We start from the raw sequence: 18897 nt of genomic DNA on the forward strand, positions 1-18897 counted from the left end.
TGGCACCGGGACGCCGACTGAGGTGCTTCACGGCCGCACAGTCGGTGATCGTCATTCCGGTCCTTCTTCAGCGCAGCAGACCAGCCGTCGGCCCGCCAGCCGGGAAACTGCGACACTCACGGGTCCGGGGCACGGGAGCCCGCACACGGCCGCGCATTCCCGGCGCACCGCGCCGAACGACCGCTGGGCATCCACGGACGGCGTGGGGCATCGTGGCCTTTGTGCGCACATGATGGCTCCACGGCGGGGTCCGAACCTGAGAAGGGCCGGCTCGCCGGAGGGCGGAGGCCAGGGGCCAGATGGCCCGGATGGGCACGGTGGGTGGGGGCTGCCGTCATCGTGGGCGGGGTGGCCCTCCTGGCCCGCTCGCACCGGCGGGAGGTGTCGCAGGCCTACAGCCTCATCTCCCACGTCCGCGGACCGGCACTGACCGCCGCGGTGGCCTGCGAGGCGCTCTCGCTGCTGTGCTTCGCCGCCGTTCCCCGTCGGCTGCTGGCCGGCGGCGGAGTGCGTTGGGGACTGAGTCGCATGGCCGTGATCACGATCGCGGGCAACGCCGTGGCGGGTGTCCTGCCCGGTGGAGCCGCCTTCGCCGGCGCTTGGATGTACCGGCAGTTCAGCCGCCGGGGCGTTCCCCCGGCCCTGGCCGTTGCCGTGCTGGTTGCCGGCGGTGTGCTGTCGGCCGTCGGGCTGACGCTGCTCGTCGCCGCCGGTACGGTCGGCTTCGGCGCCGTCGGGACAGCTGCGCCGGTACAGCCCGTCACTGGCGTTCTGCTTGCGGCGACGGCTGCTGTGGCGGCGATCGTGGTCCTGTCCCGGTCTTCAGGCTTCCGAGTCGCTGTGACGCGCGTCTGGGTCTCCGCAGGCCGGCGCTCGTCACTCGTGCATCGCGGGCAGCACGCGCTGGCGGCCGTAGTGGAAGAGGCCAGGAGTCTCCAGCCCGGTGTGCGCCCCTGGCTGTGGCCCGCCTTTCTGGCCTTCATGAATTGGCTCATGGATGCCGGGTGCCTGGTCTGCTGCATGTGGGCGCTGGGCATCACTGTGCCCTGGCACGGACTGCTCCTGGCCTACGGGCTGGCCCAGCTTCCCGGAAGCCTGCGGCTGACCCCGGGCAGCGTGGGCGTCCTCGAGGCGAGCCTGTCCGCGTTGCTCGTCCTCTACGGCCTGGACTCCGGCTCGGCCATCGCCGCAACCCTCCTGTACCGGGTCATCGGCTACTGGGCACTCCAGCCGATCGGATGGACCTGCTGGGCGGCGGTCACCGCCCAGCGCGGCGCGGACCGTGAACGTTCCACTGGCAGCCGCCCCCAATGAGCGGGAAACGTTCTACAGCTGTTGCGAGAGCAGAAGCTCGTGGGCCAGACGAGCGCCGCGTGCCGCTTCGTCCGCCAGGGCAGCGTCCCGGGAAGGAGCGGCCTCGAGGCCGTGGGCGAGTGCGCGGACCGCTTCGGCAAGCGTGCTCACCTGCGACTCCAGCCGCTGCAGCCGCATCTCGGATGTCTGCGGGCCTGCGTCGCCCTGCCCGGGGCGGGTCCGCGTGTCCGGCGCGCCCTGTTCGATGTGAGCCATCTCAGGCCTCCGTGTGAGAGTCGTACGGATGTCGGCCCGCTCGGATGCCCGGCGCAAGCGGGGAGTGCGTACGGCAGGTGCCGACGCCCTGATGTCCGGGGCCCTTCCCCGCGCATCCAACACACCGTGGGGAAGCCGCGCGCGGCTTCCCCGGCCGCCGGTGTCCCCCATCAGGCGGGGAGGGGCGGAGGCACACCGCCGCTCCCCGCCGAAGGGACCATCCGATTCCAGGGAATCCCGGACATGCCGGACCCGATAGGGCCGAACGGCCCGAACAGGCGTCCGTGATGCGCAAGGGGACCGCCCGCACCTCCCTGTCGGCCGGCAGGAGCCCGCCAGGTCGTGCCGGCTCGGCAGGGAGGGTCCTTCCCGAGACGGGCAATCACATGGACCTCCGGGTCCTTCCTCCCGCGATATGGGCCGGCGCCGCAGCACGCCTCGACCCGCGCCGAGTCCGGCCAATGCACCTCACCCTCTCTCACCGCACGCTGGTCACTGACGGCCGATCATGATGCCCCAGCCGCTGTCCTGTGGAAAGGAGACGCACCCGTGTCCCACCCGGGTGGTGGTGGTGGTGGTGGTGGTGAACGCTGCGCCGCTCGCTGCCGTGTTCTCCCCCTTCGGCCCGAACAGCCTTCCCGGCCCGGCGGCACAGAGGCTGCTGGTCATCGCACCATGGGTTGTCCCGCAATCCGTGAAGCCCGCGATCGAGTGCCTGCGTCTGCGGGGGCCTGGCGGAGCACTTGACGGGTGCGCCCGGACTTGCGGTTGCGGGTTCGGGGTGCGGCCCAACTCGCCTGACGAGGCGGGAACGCGCAGCATGGAAATGACCTGAACGGTGTCGTTCCCGGAGGGTATGAACCGCGATGACTCTGCCCGTACACCGACGGCCCGGCCGCCTCCTCGAAAGTGGCCTCATCCAGGCGTGACACCGGCCCATCGGCGGCGCGTACGACGCCGTGTCTGCATATGAATCACCCATTGCGTGACGGGGGCCGAACACCGAGGACATCCCACCCTCCCTGAGCTCGATCGGCGTCCTGCGATGCGTTGCTGCGGGCGTTGTCCGCGACGCGGCGGTCGGGCTTCCCGCGGGGTCTGTCCGGTCCGGGCTCGGGGAGAGCCCGACACCACCGAAGCGGGGTTCCGGCGGAACAGTGCGCGGTGCCTGGGGCACCAGCCAGCACGGCGCAGGGGTCATCGCACAGGCCGGGGCTGTCCGGCCCTGGAGTCCGGGCCTTTCGGCCCGTGCCCTGCCGGCGGAGCCGGGGGAGACGCTGGTGAGGAGATCCGCCGCAGACAGGAGGTGGTCGGCGTGGCAGTCCTGGTCGCCGGCGCTCGCCTGGCGAGGCTGAGGGCCATGGGTGTGCGGGGGTCGGCGACCGCCGCTTGTGCCCGGCGATCGTCCTCCCGAGTCCGCAGCGCCTCCGGCCCCCTCCCGCGAGGGGGAGGCCGAGGAGTGGGCGTCGCCAGCCGGACAATCGGCTTCCTCGGCCAGCAGGAGCATCAGGACGCGATGGGGCGACGCCGACCGCAGTCGAGGACGAGAGCGGCCCGGCTGCGGATGCCGCAGCTTCGCGACGGCTGACCGCGTGGGCTCATGCCCCGACGGGGTGCATCGAGCTCGGAAGGGAAGGAAAGCATGAGCACGTCACATGAGCACGGCGCGGTCGTCGTCGGGGTGGACACCACGCCCGCCTCCAGGCCGGCCCTGGCCTGGGCCGCGGATGAGGCGGCGCTTCGGCGACTGCCGCTGCACATAGTGCTCGCCGTCGACGCGCCCGGCCTGCACGGCGGCTCTGCCGAGCTGACCACGTTGTGGACGTCGTGGGGGCCGGTGGTACGTGCCACGCATGCCCCGGTGCTGGAGGAAGCACGGGACTTCGCAGTTGCGCGGCACCCGGGACTCACTGTGGTCGCCGAACTTGCCGATGGCTCTCCGTTGGACGTTCTGCGCGCGCGGGCACCGGGCAGTGCCATGGTGGTGCTGGGCTCCCGGCACCGGGGCATCGTCCGGGACCTGTTCAGTCGTGAGTCGGTGGGCATGCCCTTGGTCAGGCACGCACCGTGCCCGGTCGCCGTGGTACGGGAAACCGAACATGTGATCCACGTTCCGCCGGAAGTCGTGGTGGGCATCGATGGTTCGGCCTTGTCGGCGGAGGCGGTGCAGTTCGCATTCGAGGAGGCCGCGTTCCACGACGCACGCCTGCTCGCGGTCTCCACCTGGCAGCCACCCCGTCCGCGCGACTTCCCTTCGGTGGCGACGGGGGACGAAACAGAGGACGAGGTCCGACGGACGCTGGCGGAGTCGACGGCAGGCTGGCAGGAGAAGTACCCGCAAGTCGAGTTCCGGCACGAGGTGATCCCCGGGCACCCGGTACAGGTACTCGGTGAGACCGCCCAGCGGGCGCTGGCGCTCGTGGTGGGCAGTCGTGGCCTGGGCGGATTCTCCGGTTTGCTGCTCGGCTCGGTCAGCCAGGGACTCATGCACCATGCGCAGTGCCCCGTAGTCATCGTCCCGCACCCCCACGCCGGGGACGCGACCGCCTGACCTATCAGTCAACAGCCCCCGGGGACGAGATGCCTCGCCGTCACGCGCCACGAGGCAAGGTCACGTTCGCCGGTGGACCAGTGCGAAGCGGTTCCCCGCAACGGAACAAGTGGCTCGACGATGACCCACAGCCTTGAATCGAGCGGTCGCACATACCGAGGTACGCCAGGCTTCCGAGCCACTCCTGCGGGTCGGCTCTCGGCCCGGGCACTTCGCCCTAACCGAGAAGGAGGTGCGGCACGTGCGTATGGGGAAACCGCGGCGGAACGAGCCTGTGCGGCCTCACGAAGTGCCCCGGTTGGAACCGCCGCCGAACGGGTTTCGCACACCAGCGGCGCCTGAGGGCGCAGGCATGTCGCTGCGCTGCACGAGCCGAGGTGCGGCGGCCACCGAGGGTTGACCGAACCCGATCGGATCGTCCACCGCGACCGCGGACCGCCACGTGACGAGCGTCCGAGGGCGACCCGCGGACGCCTGTGCCGGGACGTCGCGCTCTCGGTGTGGTGCGGTCGCGCGCGAGCCGCCGGCGGCCGTCGTTCGATCGCCCGTACGACTACGCCCTCAGGGCGCGCAGACGGCCTCGACGAGGTGGCCGACCTTGTCCTCGGGCAGCCGCCTGGAGAGGTCGGCTTCGCTGATCATGCCGACGAGCCGGTGCTCCGCGATGACGGGCAGCCTTCGGATTCGGTGATCTTCCATGATGTGCAGGACCTTGTCCACTGCCGCATCGGCGTCGATCGTGATGGGCTTCCCCTGGGCCAGCTCGCCCGCGGTCATGTGCTTGGGATCCTTGCCCCTGGCCAGGCACTTCACGACGATGTCCCGGTCGGTGATGATCCCGTGGAGCCGGTCGTCCGGGCCGCAGATCGGCAGCGCGCCGATGTCCAGCTCGCGCATCCGACGCGCCGCTGCGTCCAGCGTCTCGGTTTCCTGGACGCATTCGGCGCCCGCGTGCATGATGTCCCGCGCAGTGGTCATCGCTGCCTCCGTCGCGTCGTCTGAGGGGCGGACCCCCGATGGGGCCGTGCCCTCACGGCCGGATCGATACGACCAGCCTGATACGCACGCACTCGTTGCCACTAGGGCCAAACGGGCCACTGCGCCCAACGTGGCGCTACCGCTCCATCAGATCATCCGTGGCCTGTGCGACGGGGAGCCGGGTACGCGTGCTTGGCGCGCCCTGCGAAAGAGCTGACCGGCCGGTCGCCTCACCCCACGCGGATCAGCGGAGGGCATTCCCAAGTGGCATCGAGCACCTCGGGACGCGGCCGGTACATCCGTAGCACGACGAACCAGGGGCCGGACCTGGAGGTGGGCAGCCAGTTGGCCTCCTTGTCACTCCCAGGAGACCGATCCTGCAGGTGGATGGTCAGCCCGCCCTCGGCATCCCGTGTGAGGCCGTGGGTCCGGTCACCGACGGAGTAGCGGCCGGCCTCATTCGGAATGAGGTTCATGTCGTCGCCGTAGGCGCTCAGCGACCAGAACGCCTCGGCCGGAGGCATGGTGTCCGCGTCGAAGTGCAGTTCGTAGCGGCCGCCGGCGCTCAGTCTGTTGCCGTCGGCGTCTTGGAAGTTCGTCAAGTACACCGCCTCTGCGGGATCGTTCGCCGTCACCCCGAGCAGGGACTGGTCTGCGGCACGTTTGAGGAAGTCGTCGCCGAAGCGTCCCATCTGCGGAGGCGGGTAGCGCCAGCCGTGGACCAGGTGCGCCCAGTCACCGCTCAAGGTCTGCTGCTTGAGCATGGGCAGGCCGACCGCGGCCGCCCTGACGAGGCTGCGCTTGACCGCATCGGGCTGCGCCTCGATGTCGAGACCGGGTCCCACACCGATCTGGGCGAACTGTTTGAGAAGGACCTCGTGGTGGGCCGGCGGAGGATTCTCCGCCAACATCGCGTTCAGGGTCTTCCAGGGTCCGAGCGGATCCTCCTTGGCGGTGACCGGCTTGAGGACGTCACGGCTCTCTGGGACGTGCGGCTCCGATTCACCGAACAGCGCGAGCGGCGTGAGCCTGTAGCGATCCTGCAGTTCGCGCACGGTGGGGACGTCCCGCACCCCGTCCACGAGAGTCCGGCCGAGGACGAGCACCCAGGGACTGGGCGCCTTCTCCAGTGGACGGACATCCGGCGGCAAGTCTCCAGTCCAGTCGGGGCCGACGAGAGCGAAGTGCCCGGCGGCCGGGCCTGTGGTGCGCTGTCCGACGTAGTCGAAGTTGTCCGACGTGATTCCGATCAGCTCGAAGGTGAAGTACCGGTCGCCCATCTCGGGATGGGAGAGGACGACCGGCCCCGCGCGGAGGTCGACCCACGCCACCGAATACAGCGTGTCGTTGTTGGGGCACCCACCGTCGCGATACGTGGCGTCCAGGAGACGTTCTGCGTGCCAGAAATGGTTGACAGGCGCATAGGGCACCGTGGCGGGGTTCCGCGGTTGCGTCACCCAGTCGTATCGCAGTTGAGCGTTGTACATGTACGGGAACCCGTAGACGAATGCCTGCTCACCGAGCGTGTAGGCGTATTCGCTGTGCCAGTCCCCGACGTTCCCGGTCACGAGAGGTCCCACCGCCTGCCGCAGCGTAGGAATCATGTCCGACAGCCGGCGCACCCTTTGGATGGTCGCCTTGGGGTGAAGAACCGCATGCCCGGTGGTGCGTACTGCCGTTGCCGCGGCTTCTGCCATTTCCTCGGCCAAGCCGCGCCGATGTCGCATCTTCGTCGTTGCCACCATGTCCACATCACTTCACTGGAAAGGCCCTCTCTGAGGAAGGGCGCTCCGAATTCGTGGCTCATTTCCATGCTGCGTGCTTCCGCTACCGCGGGCCAATGCAGGGATGACGATGTGCGCCCGCCGGCGTGGCGTGCGCACCGGTGCCGGGCCGACCTGGCACACACGTTGTGTGTCGCGCTGCGAAGGGCTGACCTTCCGGTTGCATGCTCGAGGGGTCCAAGCAGCCTCCCCTCGCGTCCGGGTTCGCTTCCGGGTCCAAACCTCCCACGACGATCGGGGTGGACCGGCGGCACACACGGAAGTGAGCCCACCGGCCTTCCCGTCAGGCCTGCGGGCGTCACGTCGGCCGGGTGCGAAGTGCACCGATGTGCGCGTCGCCATGGCCGCCGCCGGTGCCGCGGCTGTGCCGGCCAGGACGACACGTCGATCCGGGCCCTCCGCATCTCCCCGCCTCCTGACATCATGCAAGCCGGCCCGGCCCCCGAACCGCGCGTCGTCCCGCCACTATGTGGTGGCCAGTACGTCGTCCTCGATCCGGCGGCGAACGCGTCGCGTGAGCTCTTCCAGGGCCGGCGAGCGGGTGACCCGCGGCGCGACGGGGCCGTGGATCCTTCGGGCGTTGTGGGGCAGCGCCGCGAGGTCGGCCGTGAACCGGGCGTGTGCCCAAGCCAGGGGTTCCGGCTTCGAGGTCCGCCGGCCGTGCGACATGACGGTGACCAGCAGCGGCTCCGCGCCCGGCGGAACCTCTTCGTCCCTCAGCGCGATCACATCGGCGCAACCCGGATGCCGGATGACCTGCTTGGGTCCCGGAGCGGTCACCTTGGCCGTGGACAGTTTCATCACGGGCCGGCCGTCGTAGGCGACCAGTTTGTACGCCGAGTCCAGGTACGGGGCATCGGCCGACACTCCCACGCGCGTACCGACGGCGTAGGTGTCGATGGGTGCACCGGCGCGTACCAGCTCCTCGATGCGGTACTCGTCCAGGCCTCCGCTGGCGACGATGCGCACGTCGGGAAGACCGGACTCGTCGAGGACACGGCGGGTGATCACGGCGAGGGCCGCCAGATCACCGCTGTCCAGTCGGATCGCGCAACCCGGGGGCGGGCCCAGTTCCTTCAGGACACGCGCCGCGGTGACCGTTCCCGCCACGGTGTCGTAGGTGTCGACGAGGAAGGTCACAGGGCCGGGGTGGGTTGCGGCGAACGCGCGGAAGGCCGATTCCTCGTCGCGGAAGGCTTCGACGTACGAGTGGGCCATCGTGCCGGTGGCGGTCAGCCCGTACTTGTGGGCAGCGGCCACGTTGCTCGTCGCGGTGAAGCCGACCATCGCGCCCAGCCGGGCCGCTTTCATGGCTGCCTCGATGCCTTGGCTGCGGCGCAGGGAAAAGTCCACGACCGAACGTCCGTCGGCTGCGAGAACGCACCGGGCGGCCTTCGAGGCGATCGCGGTCTGGTGGCTGATCTGGTTGAGGACGTAGCTCTCGACGAGCTGCGCCTGGGGCAGGGGTGCCGTCACCTCCAGCAGGGGTTCCCCGCCAAAAGCGATCCTGCCTTCCGGTACGGCACGGACCTCGCCGTCGAAGCCGGTGCCCTGCAGGGGGGTGAGGTCGCCGCGCGGCCGGTGCAGCAGGTCGGCGAAAGCCGAGACGTCCTCCGGACGCACGCGGAACTCGGACAGGTATTCGAGCACCGAGTCCAGTCCGGCGGCGACCAGGAAGCCCCGCTCGCGGGGCAGGTCCCGGACGAACAGGCTGAAGGTCGCGGGCGCCGTCATGCCCTCGTGGACGTAGGACAAGGCCATCGTCACCTCGTAGAGGTCCGTGGTGAGCGCTCGGGACATCTCTGCCGCCTCCTCGGAGGTCCGGGGCGCCCGGCCTCGCCGGCCTCGTACGGATGCCGGGCGCACGATCCGCCGACGCGGGGCCGGGGCGCGTCTCCCAGTGCAACGCGGGGCACCGGACGGGCGGCAGTGCCGAGCGGGCAGGTTTCCGGGCCGATCGGCCCATCCGCGTCTCCTCGGAGGGTGCGTCCGTCGTCCGCGTAGCACCATGGTGGTAGGCGATGCGTGTGATCGTCGTGACGGCCCGCCCCCGCGTGCCGAGCGGCGGCGACGAACCCGGCGGCGCTCCCGCCCCGACGGCGAGGGCCGGCTCTCTGGATGGCGATCATGGACAGCGAAACACTCGACCGCAGCGACTGGAAAATGGTGCTCGAGGGCGTAACCGCTCGTCACGACGGGGACCTTGTGACCATAGAAGTGCTGGACCCGTTGCTCGGCCCCCAGCACGAAGCCGAGCGGCTGCCCTTCTCCTACATCGACTACGACCCCAAGGACGACGCCGTGATCGCCGCGGTCGGCGGCCGGCCTCCGCGGTACCCCGTCGTCCTCCGTCACATGATCGTGCGTCCCCAGGAGATCGACATCGCCTCCATGGACGTGCCCGAGGCGGCTGTCCGGATCGTCGCGGAGGACGGCACCCCCACCTTGATCACCTTCTACCCGGCACGGCCCCGCGGAGTCTGACGGCCGGGTCGGGTCACATGCGACGCAGGACGGGAGATGACGATGCATGCCCACCTCGGCGACCAGCTCATCGTGGAGAGCCCGAGTACCGGGGCCACCCGCCGCGAAGGGGAAATCGTCGGACTGCACCACGACGACGGAACGCCGCCTTATGACGTCCGCTGGTCGGACACGGACCGGACGTCTCTCGTCTTCCCGGGACCCGACGCCCACGTCCACCATCTCGAACAGCGGTCCCCGGACACGACGTGAGAGCGCACGGGCGGACCGGCCCATGACGGCCGGACTGCGCTGGCCCGATCCTCGTGGCCAGGCCATGGAGGGAGTGTCCTGTGGCATGGGAGACGATCCGCAAGGAACCGCACCCTCTCGTGACGCCCAATCTCGTCGACTACGAGCAGGTCCGCCGGGACTTCACGTGGCAGCGGGCGCGCACCGCCCTGGCAGGTCTGCCGGACGGCCGCGGCCTGAACATCGCCCATGAGGCCGTGGACCGGCACGCGGGAGGAAGCTCCTGCGGGCGGACCGCGCTGCGCTGCGTGACACGCGACGGCACCACGACGTCCGTTTCGTACGCTGAACTCGCCCGCGCCTCCTCGCGGTTCGCCCACGTCCTGCGGGCCTTGGGCACGGGACGAGGTGACCGCGTCTTCACTCTGCTCGGCCGCTGCCCCGAGCTCTACGTCACCGTGCTCGGCACCCTGAAGAACACCAGCGTGCTGTGTCCGCTCTTCTCCGCCTTCGGCCCCGATCCGGTGGCCCAACGGCTGCGGCTCGGCGACGCGCGCGTCCTGGTCACCACGGAAGCGCTCTACCGGCGCAAGGTCGCCGGCCGGCGCGCCGAACTACCCGGTCTGGAACACGTACTGCTGACAGGGCCACCCCCGGCGCAGCCGCTGCCCGGAACCGAATCGTTCGAACACCTCATGGCCGCCGCCCCGGACGACTTCACCATTCCGCCCACGGATCCGCAGGACATGGCCCTGCTCCACTTCACGAGCGGCACCACGGGCACGCCCAAGGGGGCGGTCCATGTGCACGAGGCCGTCGTCGCCCACCATGCCTCGGCGCGCTACGCCCTGGACCTCCACCCCGAGGACGTGTACTGGTGCACCGCCGACCCGGGCTGGGTCACCGGCATGTCGTACGGCGTCATCGCCCCCCTTGTCCACGGCGTGACCACAGTGGTCGACGAGGGTGACTACGACGCGCGGCGCTGGTTCCGGATCCTCGCCGAGGAAAAGGTGTCGGTCTGGTACACCGCCCCCACGGCCGTGCGGATGCTCATGCGGGGCACGTCGCTGCACGGTGCCGATGAGATGACCCACGCATACGACCTGTCCGCGTTGCGCTTCATCGCCTCGGTCGGGGAACCCCTGAATCCCGAGGCAGTGTTCTGGGGCCAGGAGGCGCTCGGTCTGCCGGTCCACGACAACTGGTGGCAGACCGAGACCGGAGCCATCATGATCGCCAACTTCGCGGGCACCGAGATCCGCCCCGGTTCCATGGGCCGCCCGCTGCCGGGCATCGAGGCGACGGTCCTGGAACGCGGCGAGGACGGCCGGGCCCGGGTGACCGGCGGCCGCGTCACCGTCGTACGCGAACCGGGGACGGAGGGGGAACTCGCGCTGCGGCCGGGCTGGCCTTCGATGTTCCGGGGCTACCTGCACGACAAGGCACGCTATGACGCCGTCTTCGCCGACGGCTGGTACCTCACCGGTGACGTGGCGCGGCAGGACGCCGACGGCTGGTACTGGTTCGTCGGACGCGCCGACGACATGATCAAGTCGGCCGGTCACCTCATCGGGCCGTTCGAGGTGGAGAGCGCGCTCATGGAGCACCCGGCGGTCGCGGAGGCCGGCGTCATCGGCCGGCCCGACGTGGTGGCCGGGGCGGTCGTGAAGGCGTTCGTCTCCCTGCGGCCCGGCCACCGGCCGGACGAGGCCCTGCGGCGGGAACTGCTGGCCTTCTCCCGCCGTCGGCTGGGCCCGGCCGTGGCCCCCCGCGAGATCACGTTCGACCAGGACCTTCCCAAGACCCGCAGCGGCAAGGTCATGCGTCGCCTGCTGCGGGCCCGCGAACTGGGACTGCCCGAGGGGGACACCTCGACACTGGAGGGATCATCGTGACCGCCGCCGCGCGCCCCCCGCGGACGCATCCCCGCAAGGCCGCACCCAAGAGCACGCCCGACCGTGACGCGCTTACCGTGATGCTGCGCATCCGCCGCTTCGAGGAGCGCTGTGTGGAGCTGTACAGCGCGGCGAAGATCCGTGGCTTCGTCCACCTGTACATCGGGGAGGAAGCCGTGGCCGTCGGCGTCTGCGCCGCCCTGACGTCGGAGGACGCCGTGGTGTCCACCTACCGCGAGCACGGGCACGCCCTGGCGCGCGGGATCTCGGCGGAGTCGGTCATGGCGGAGATGTACGGCAAGGTGACCGGCTGCAGTCGGGGACACGGCGGGTCGATGCACCTGTTCGACGCGACCCACCGGTTCTACGGGGGCAACGCCATCGTCGGGGGTGGCCTGCCCTTGGCCGCCGGCCTCGCACTCGCCGACCGCATGTGCGACCGCCCCCGAGTGACGTGCTGCTTCTTCGGTGACGGGGCCATGGCCGAGGGCGAGTTCCACGAGACCGCCAACCTCGCGGCACTGTGGGACCTGCCCTTGCTGCTGGTGTGCGAGAACAACCAGTACGCCATGGGCACGGCTCTGCGCAGGGAGCACGCCCAGACGGATCTGGCGATGCGCGCGGCCTCCTACGGCATGGCCGCGTGGGCGGTGGACGGCATGGACGTCCACGCCGTCGCGAGCGCGACCCGGCGGGCGGTCGAGGGCATCCGGGCGGGCAACGGACCCCACTTCCTGGAGCTGCGCACCTACCGCTTCCGCGCCCACTCCATGTACGACTCCGACCGCTACCGTGACAAGGCCGAGATCGAGCGGTGGAAGGAACGCGATCCGATCGATCTCCTCCTCGGGCGGATGCGCGCAGCGGGAGAGCCCGTCGACAGGGAACTCCCCGGTATCGAGCAGCGGATCTGCGAGGAGATCGACGCAGCCGTCGACGCCGCCGAGCGGGCTCCGGCCGAACCGGTCGAGGCACTCTTGCGCCAGGTGACGAGCCCGCCCCAGGAGACCGGGGAGGCGAGCGAGCCGTGAGCGACCCCGGGAACGGTACGAAGACCACGTACCGCGAGGCCTTGCGCGAAGCATTGCGACAGGCGCTGCGCGAGGACGACCGCGTCTTCCTGATGGGTGAGGACGTGGGCCGGTACGGAGGCTGCTTCGGCGTGAGCCTGGGTCTGCTGGAGGAGTTCGGGCCGGAGCGGGTCCGCGACACCCCCCTGTCGGAGTCCGCTTTCGTGGGTGCGGGCATCGGCGCGGCCCTGGCCGGCATGCGGCCGATCGTGGAGATCATGACCGTCAACTTCAGCCTGCTCGCCCTGGACCAGATCCTCAACACCGCCGCCACCATGCTGCACATGTCCGGCGGGCAGTTCTCCGTGCCCCTGGTGATCCGCATGACCACCGGCGCCGGGCGACAACTGGCCGCCCAGCACTCTCACAGTCTCGAAGGGTGGTACGCCCACATTCCCGGCATCCGCGTGCTCGCCCCCGCCACGCTGGAGGACGCACGCGGCATGCTGGCCCCGGCCATCGCGGACCCCGACCCGGTGCTGATCTTCGAGCACGGCTCCCTGTACAACGCCTCCGGCGAGCTCCACCCAGCCTCCGCTCCGACAGGGCTGGACAACGCCGCCGTCCGGCGCGGCGGCGACGATCTGTCCGTCATCGCCTACGGCGGATCGCTGCCGAAGGCCCTCGCCGCGGCGGACGAATTGTCCGGCGAGGGCATCAGCGCCGAAGTGGTGGATCTGCGCACCCTCCGGCCCCTGGACGACGCCACCCTCACCGGCTCCGTGACCAGGACCCACAGGGCGGTCGTCGTCGACGAAGGCTGGCGCACCGGCAGCCTCGCCGCCGAGATCTCCGCCCGCCTCACCGAACAGGTCTTCTACGAACTCGACGCCCCGGTGGAGCGCGTGTGCAGCGCCGAGGTGCCCATGCCCTACGCACGGCGGCTGGAAGAGGCGGCGCTCCCCCAGGTCGGCGACATCGTCGCGGCGGCACACCGGGTGGTCGGCTGACATGCCCGAATTCACCATGCCGTCCCTGGGCGCCGACATGGACGAGGGCCTGGTGCAGGAGTGGCTCGTACGACCGGGTCAGCATGTCGACAGGGGCGACGTCGTGGCGGTGATCGAGACCGCGAAGTCGACCATCGAGGCGGAGTGTTTCCACGCCGGGACCGTCGAACGTCTCCTGGTGGAGCCCGGGACGACGGTTCCCGTCGGTACTGCGCTGGCGGTCATCGGCTCTGACCGGCCGCAACGGCGGACGGCGCGGCAACCGCGATCCGCCCGTCCGTCACACCCGCCTCCTGCCGAACCAGCTCCGGCCGGCCGGCCCCACGGGACACCCGGCACTCCCCAGGAGAGGCCGGACGCTGTGGGCGAACCCGTGGCCACGCCGCTGGTCCGCGCACTCGCCCACGAAAGGGGCCTGGACCTGGCTCGTCTCCACGGCAGCGGACCGGGTGGCCGCGTCACCAAGGCCGACGTCGAGCACGCGGCTCCTGCTCCGGCCCCCGCACCCCGGGTGCACGCCTCCCCGCTGGCCCGCCGCCTCGCCGAGGAACTCAAGGTACGTCTCGAAGACGTCGCCGGAACCGGCAGGAACGGCGTGGTGCGCGCTTCGGACGTCCGCAAGGCAGCCGGAGCGCCGGCACCGCAGCCCGACACGAACCGGGCCCGGCGGCGGGAGCGTCCAGCGGCCATGCGCCGCACCACAGGCGACCTCATGGCCCGCTCCAAGCGGGAGATCCCGCACTATTACCTGTCCACGAGCATCGACCTCGGCGGCGCCCTGGGCTGGATGCGGGAGCAGAACCGGAGCAGACCCGCCTCCCGGCGGCTGGTACCGGCGGCGCTGCTGCTGAAGGCAGCGGCCACGGCCGCACAGCGGGTCCCGGAACTCAACGGCTACTGGCAGGAGGGTGGCTTCGTCGCTGGTTCCGGCGTCCACCTCGGTGTGGCGATATCACTGCGGGACGGCGGCCTGCTGGTCCCCGCACTGCACGACGCCGACACCCTGTCCCTGGCCGACCTCATGGCCGCGCTCAAGGACCTGGTGGACCGGGCGCGCACCGGAAGGCTGCGCGCGTCGGAAACCACCGGGGCGACCATCACCGTCACCAACCTCGGGGATCAAGGGGTGGAGTCCGTCTTCGGAGTGATCTATCCGCCGCAGGTGGCCCTGGTGGGCTTCGGAGCGGTCGTCGAGCGGCCCTGCGCAGTCGACGGGCTCATCGGCGTGCGGCCCGCCGTGACGGCCACCCTCTCGGCCGACCACCGGGCCACCGACGGAGCCATCGGCGGCCGCTACCTGACGACGGTGGACCGGCTGCTGCAACGACCGGAGGAACTGTGAACCGAACCGAAGCCCTGGACACCGTCAAGGAATCCATCGCGCGGATCGTGCCGGACGCCGACTTCACCGACCTCGGACCGGACGACAGTTTCCGGGAGGTCCTGGAACTGGACTCCCTGGACTTCCTCGGGTTCGTCGAGACCCTCGTGGAGCGGACCGGCGTCGACATCGACGAGGACGACTACCCCGCGCTCACCACGCTCTCGGACAGCGCCGACTTCCTCGTCGCGCACACGGCGTGACGTCCCGGCGGCGTCGCCCCGCGGGCATGGAAGCCGGGCAGGCAGCGGAAGGAGATGGTCAGGTGCCCGGGCACGCAATCGACACGAGGCTCGCGTCGGCCCTCGTGGAGGCCGCCATCGCGGCCCCGTCCATGCACAACGCCCAGCCCTGGAGGTTCCGCCTCCAGAGGGCGGAAGGCGCGCTGCACCTACGTGGCGACCCCGCGCGGCGGATGCCGCTCGCCGACCCCGACGACCGCGGGCTCCACCTGGGGTGCGGGGCCGCCCTGTGCAATCTGCGGACCGCAGCCGCCCATGCGGGCTGGGAAACGAACGTCACTCTGCTTCCCGACCCCCGGAACCGGTGGCTCCTCGCCGCGGTGCGCCTGGTCGGGACGGAACACCCGGACTCCGGGCTCGCGCAGTTGTATCCGGCCGTACATCGCCGACACACCAGCCGCTCCCCGTTCGAGGCAACGGAGGTCCCACCGGCCGTCCGCGCAGCGCTGCAGGAAGCGGCCCGCCAGGAGGACGCGCAGCTCGTCTTCCCCGGTGACTGGCACGCACGGGAGCTGCTGGAACTCGTCCACGACGCGGAAGGGCGCGACGCGGCCGACCCCGGGCGCCTCGAGGAACTCGCACACTGGACCCGCAGGGGCACCGAGGCGCAGACGGCCACCGACGGCGTGCCCGAGTACGCGTTCGGCCCCGGCGAGCGGGGCGGGCGCACTCCGGTCCGCGACTTCGCCGGGAGGCGGCCCGTCGCCGGGCGGGAGGCGGTGGCCTTCGAGGACGCGCCGCACCTCGCGCTGCTCTGCACCGCCGGTGACGGACCGGCCGACTGGCTGCGCGCGGGGCAGGCGATGGAACGCGTCCTGCTCACGGCCACCTTGAGCGGCCTGTCCACCGCGCTGACCTCCCAGGCACTGGAACGGTCCGACCTGCGCTGGGCCGTACGCGACCCGAGCGCACCGGTCGGTCATCCCCAGATGGTGCTGCGCCTGGGGTACGGACCCGAGTGCGCCGCCACGCCACGCCGGCCCGTGGCCGACGTACTCGACATCGGGTGAATCGACCCCGCCGCACGGGGGTCGGCGGCCCGTCCACCGTCCCGTCCGGGGTGCGCTCGACAAGGCCATGCGGTAGTCCTCGAACGTGGCACCGCACGGCCCGGTGCCGGGAGGGGATACGTCCGTCAGTCCCGTTCGCCGGGCACCGAGCCGCGACACGGGGTACCCACGGAAGGGAGGCAGCACGATGGATCCGGTCGTCACGGTCGGTCTCGACGGCTCGCCCGAGAGCCTCGCCGCCGCTCGCTGGGCGGCCGGGCAAGCCGAACGGCGCAGGCTCACCCTGCGGCTGCTGCACGCCTGGCCCATGCTCGCGCCGGAACCGACGCGTCTGCCGGCGGAAGTCGACCAGAACTACTGGGCGAAACGGCTGGTCCACAACGCGCGCGCAGAGTTGCAGGCCCGTCATCCGGGTCTGACGATCGTCGGCAACCTGGTCGCCGACGACGCCGAGCACGCCCTGCTCCAGGCGGCGTCGGAGTCCGAGATGGTCGTCCTCGGCTCCCGGGGCCTGGAGCCGGTCGCCAGCTACTTCCTCGGCGACATCGGCATGCCCGTCGTCTCCCGTGCTGCGTGCCCTGTCGTCCTCGTACGCGCGGGAAGCCCCGGCACCGAACAGGAGCCCATCTCGAACGACCTGGGAGGAGTGGTGGTCGTCGCCCTGAAGCTTCACGGCCCCTGCGACGACCTGCTGGAGTTCGCCTTCACCAGCGCTGCGGCGCTGGGCGCGCCGCTCCGCGCGATCCACGGCCGAAGCCTGCCTCTGCACGCGCACGTCCCCTGGGGTGTGGACCACGATCTCACCGAAAGGATCCGCAAGGAAGCGCACACGGATCTGCTCCAGGTGCTCCGTCCTTGGCGGGAGAAGTTCCCGCAGGTGATCGCGGCCGACTCCGTGCGCCTGGAGAGCCCGGCCAGGGCCGTCCTCCACGCTGCGGCCGACGCCGCGCTGCTGGTCGTCGGCAGGCGCGAGCACCGGCCCGCCCTCGCACCGCACCTGGGTGGGGTGGCATCGGCCGCCGTCCACCACGCACGCTGCCCGGTGGCGGTCGTCCCTCATGACTGAGAAGGACCGGGGCACTGATGTGACGGCGCCACCGCCGCAGGCCGATGCGTCCGTCGCGCCGCCCGGACGAGGCCCCGGAACGGCCGGGCCTTCGCTCCCGCGTGCGGAGATCTGCGAGACCCACACCGCGGTGCTGATCTTCCTCGGCGACCACGCCTACAAGGTCAAGAAGCCCGTCGACCTGGCATTCCTCGACTACACCTCCGTTGCGGCCCGCCGCGCCGCCTGCGAGCGGGAGGTCACCCTCAACCGGCGCTTCGCGCCGGACGTCTACCTGGGCGTGGGAGAGCTGCGCAGCCCGGACACGGACGCGCCGGAGCCGGTGGTCGTGATGCGACGCCTGCCCGCGGACCGCCGCCTGTCCCGGCTCGTCCGCGACGGAGCCGACGTCGACGACGTCCTGCGCGCCGTCGCCCGACTGCTCGCCGCGCGGCACGCCGACGCACCCCGACGCCGGGAGGTCGAGGAGCAGGGCACCCGGGACGCGCTGGCCGGGCGCTGGTCGGCGAGTTTCGACCAGGTGAGGGACCTGGGTGGCGACCACCGCTTTGACGGCGGCGTCAGTGACGACCTGGACGAGGCCGAGCGACTCGTCGGCCGCTATCTCGGAGGCCGTAAGCCGCTGTTCGATGCCCGCATCGAGCAGGGCCGCATCGTCGACGGCCACGGCGACCTGCTCGCCGACGACGTCTTCTGCCTCGACGACGGCCCCCGTGTCCTGGACTGCCTCGAGTTCGACGACCACTTGCGCTTCGTCGACGGCCTCGACGACGCCGCCTTCCTGGCCATGGACCTGGAACAGCTCGGCGCCCCGGAGGCCGCCTCGTTCTTCCTCAGCCGCTACAGCGAGTACTCCGGGGACCCCGCCCCCCGCTCCTTGTGGCACCACTACGTCGCCTACCGCGCCTTCGTCCGCGCCAAGGTCTCCCTGGTCCAGGCAACGCAGGGCGCGACCGCAGGCGCCGCCGCGTACCGGCGGCTGCTCACGGCGACACTGCGGCACCTGCGGACCTCCTCTGTCGGCCTCACCGTCGTCGGTGGCCTGCCAGGCAGTGGCAAGTCGACCCTCGCCGGAGCGCTGGCCGACCGGCTCGGACTGACCCTCCTCAGCAGCGACCGCCTCCGCAAGGAACTGGCCGGCATCCCGGTGGAGGAATCCGCGGCCGCCGACTACCTCCAGGGTCTGTACACCCCGGAGTGGACGGGCAGGACTTACGAGCGGCTCCTCGACCGCGCGTTCGCCCTGCTGTCCCACGGCGAGTCAGTGGTCCTGGACGCCACCTGGTCCGATCCAGGACAACGTGAAGCGGCGATGCGCACAGCCGAACACGCGGGTGCCGACCTGGTCGCCCTGCACTGCGCGGTTCCCGACGAGCTGTCCGCGGCCCGGCTGCGCGCCCGCGGCCCGGGCGCGTCGGACGCCGGCCCCGCCATCGCCCGGGAGCTGGCGGCCACGGAACCGCCCTGGGAGGAGGCCGTCGCGGTCGACACCAGCGGATCTCTGGAATCCGCCGTGGCACAAGCACTGAGCGTCATGCGCCCCTCGGGCACGGCCCAGGCCCCGCCCTTCCGCCGCCCGTACATGGAACCCGGCTGAGCGGGACACCGGGCTGCCCCGCCCGTGGCGGGTCGCGCCTCGTCCCGGCGGACCACGCTCGACTGGCTCCGCCCGACGGGCCGGGC

General features: G+C 71.1%; 16 protein-coding genes and 2 pseudogenes. 13 read left to right on the forward strand and 5 right to left on the reverse strand.

The genetic code is table 11. From position 1 onward, the window contains the following. Nucleotides 1–321 precede the first annotated feature (321 nt). A complete protein-coding gene (locus tag B085_RS41260; protein WP_018557427.1) occupies nt 322–1314 on the forward strand; it encodes a lysylphosphatidylglycerol synthase transmembrane domain-containing protein in 993 nt (330 codons plus the stop codon). A gap of 12 nt (nt 1315–1326) precedes the next feature. Here the strand turns inward: B085_RS41260 and B085_RS0104820 are convergent, their stop codons facing one another. Together B085_RS0104820 and B085_RS49130 are read right to left on the reverse strand one after the other, a co-directional pair. Then, nucleotides 1327–1569, reverse strand: coding sequence for a hypothetical protein (locus B085_RS0104820; RefSeq protein WP_018557428.1), 243 nt, complete (start codon nt 1567–1569; stop codon nt 1327–1329). Nucleotides 1570–2061: 492 nt separating this feature from the next. Then, nucleotides 2062–2238: a hypothetical protein gene (locus tag B085_RS49130; RefSeq protein WP_018557429.1), complete on the reverse strand. Its 177-nt coding sequence runs from the start codon at nt 2236–2238 to the stop codon at nt 2062–2064. Between the two features lie 973 nt (nt 2239–3211). Here B085_RS49130 and B085_RS0104835 point away from each other — a divergent pair. After that, on the forward strand, nt 3212–4120 hold the full coding sequence (locus B085_RS0104835) for a universal stress protein (protein WP_018557431.1): 909 nt from the start codon (nt 3212–3214) through the stop codon (nt 4118–4120). A 561-nt stretch (nt 4121–4681) separates the two neighbouring features. On the opposite strand, the gene B085_RS0104840 is transcribed toward B085_RS0104835, so the two are convergent. From B085_RS0104840 to B085_RS0104850, 3 genes are all read right to left on the reverse strand, one after another. Then, complete coding sequence (locus B085_RS0104840) at nt 4682–5098, reverse strand: CBS domain-containing protein (protein WP_018557432.1); 417 nt, start codon at nt 5096–5098, stop codon at nt 4682–4684. Nucleotides 5099–5328: 230 nt separating this feature from the next. Beyond that, nucleotides 5329–6843, reverse strand: a complete 1515-nt coding sequence (locus B085_RS41265) for a DUF1254 domain-containing protein (protein WP_158689658.1) — start codon at nt 6841–6843, stop codon at nt 5329–5331. A gap of 504 nt (nt 6844–7347) precedes the next feature. Next, entirely contained in the window at nt 7348–8682 is a 1335-nt protein-coding gene (locus tag B085_RS0104850) for a nicotinate phosphoribosyltransferase (RefSeq protein ID WP_018557434.1), read from the reverse strand. Nucleotides 8683–9009: 327 nt separating this feature from the next. Here B085_RS0104850 and B085_RS41270 point away from each other — a divergent pair, with 327 nt between their 5' ends. The 11 genes and pseudogenes from B085_RS41270 to B085_RS0104900 all read left to right on the forward strand — a co-directional run bounded on the left by B085_RS41270 (nt 9010) and on the right by B085_RS0104900 (nt 18811). Next, complete coding sequence (locus B085_RS41270) at nt 9010–9366, forward strand: DUF5335 family protein (protein ID WP_037731318.1); 357 nt, start codon at nt 9010–9012, stop codon at nt 9364–9366. Between the two features lie 42 nt (nt 9367–9408). Continuing rightward, nucleotides 9409–9612 (forward strand): annotated as a pseudogene (locus tag B085_RS0104860) (DUF1918 domain-containing protein); the annotation flags it as partial. A gap of 86 nt (nt 9613–9698) precedes the next feature. Beyond that, nucleotides 9699–11495, forward strand: coding sequence for an acetate--CoA ligase (gene acsA / locus B085_RS0104865; protein ID WP_018557437.1), 1797 nt, complete (start codon nt 9699–9701; stop codon nt 11493–11495). Next, complete coding sequence (pdhA, locus tag B085_RS0104870; protein ID WP_018557438.1) at nt 11492–12526, forward strand: pyruvate dehydrogenase (acetyl-transferring) E1 component subunit alpha; 1035 nt, start codon at nt 11492–11494, stop codon at nt 12524–12526. The genes acsA and pdhA overlap by 4 nt, the downstream gene beginning before the upstream one ends. After that, nucleotides 12523–13515, forward strand: a complete 993-nt coding sequence (locus B085_RS0104875) for an alpha-ketoacid dehydrogenase subunit beta (RefSeq protein ID WP_018557439.1) — start codon at nt 12523–12525, stop codon at nt 13513–13515. Before pdhA ends, B085_RS0104875 begins: the two co-directional genes overlap by 4 nt. Nucleotides 13516–13531: 16 nt before the next feature. After that, nucleotides 13532–13729: pseudogene (locus B085_RS50480) on the forward strand (biotin/lipoyl-containing protein); the annotation flags it as partial. A 147-nt stretch (nt 13730–13876) separates the two neighbouring features. Then, a complete protein-coding gene (locus B085_RS0104880; protein ID WP_234018510.1) occupies nt 13877–14857 on the forward strand; it encodes a 2-oxo acid dehydrogenase subunit E2 in 981 nt (326 codons plus the stop codon). Then, a complete protein-coding gene (locus tag B085_RS0104885; protein ID WP_018557441.1) occupies nt 14854–15099 on the forward strand; it encodes an acyl carrier protein in 246 nt (81 codons plus the stop codon). The genes B085_RS0104880 and B085_RS0104885 overlap by 4 nt, the downstream gene beginning before the upstream one ends. 62 nt (nt 15100–15161) lie before the next feature. After that, on the forward strand, nt 15162–16148 hold the full coding sequence (locus tag B085_RS0104890) for an Acg family FMN-binding oxidoreductase (protein ID WP_018557442.1): 987 nt from the start codon (nt 15162–15164) through the stop codon (nt 16146–16148). Between the two features lie 187 nt (nt 16149–16335). After that, nucleotides 16336–17214 carry a universal stress protein gene (locus tag B085_RS0104895; protein WP_018557443.1) on the forward strand — a complete coding sequence of 293 codons (879 nt, stop codon included), beginning with the start codon at nt 16336–16338 and terminating at the stop codon, nt 17212–17214. 109 nt (nt 17215–17323) lie between these two features. Continuing rightward, entirely contained in the window at nt 17324–18811 is a 1488-nt protein-coding gene (locus tag B085_RS0104900) for an AAA family ATPase (protein WP_026250684.1), read from the forward strand. Nucleotides 18812–18897 lie beyond the last annotated feature (86 nt).

Origin of the sequence: Streptomyces sp. BoleA5 (assembly GCF_000373665.1) — a bacterium.
Lineage (GTDB): Bacteria > Actinomycetota > Actinomycetes > Streptomycetales > Streptomycetaceae > Actinacidiphila.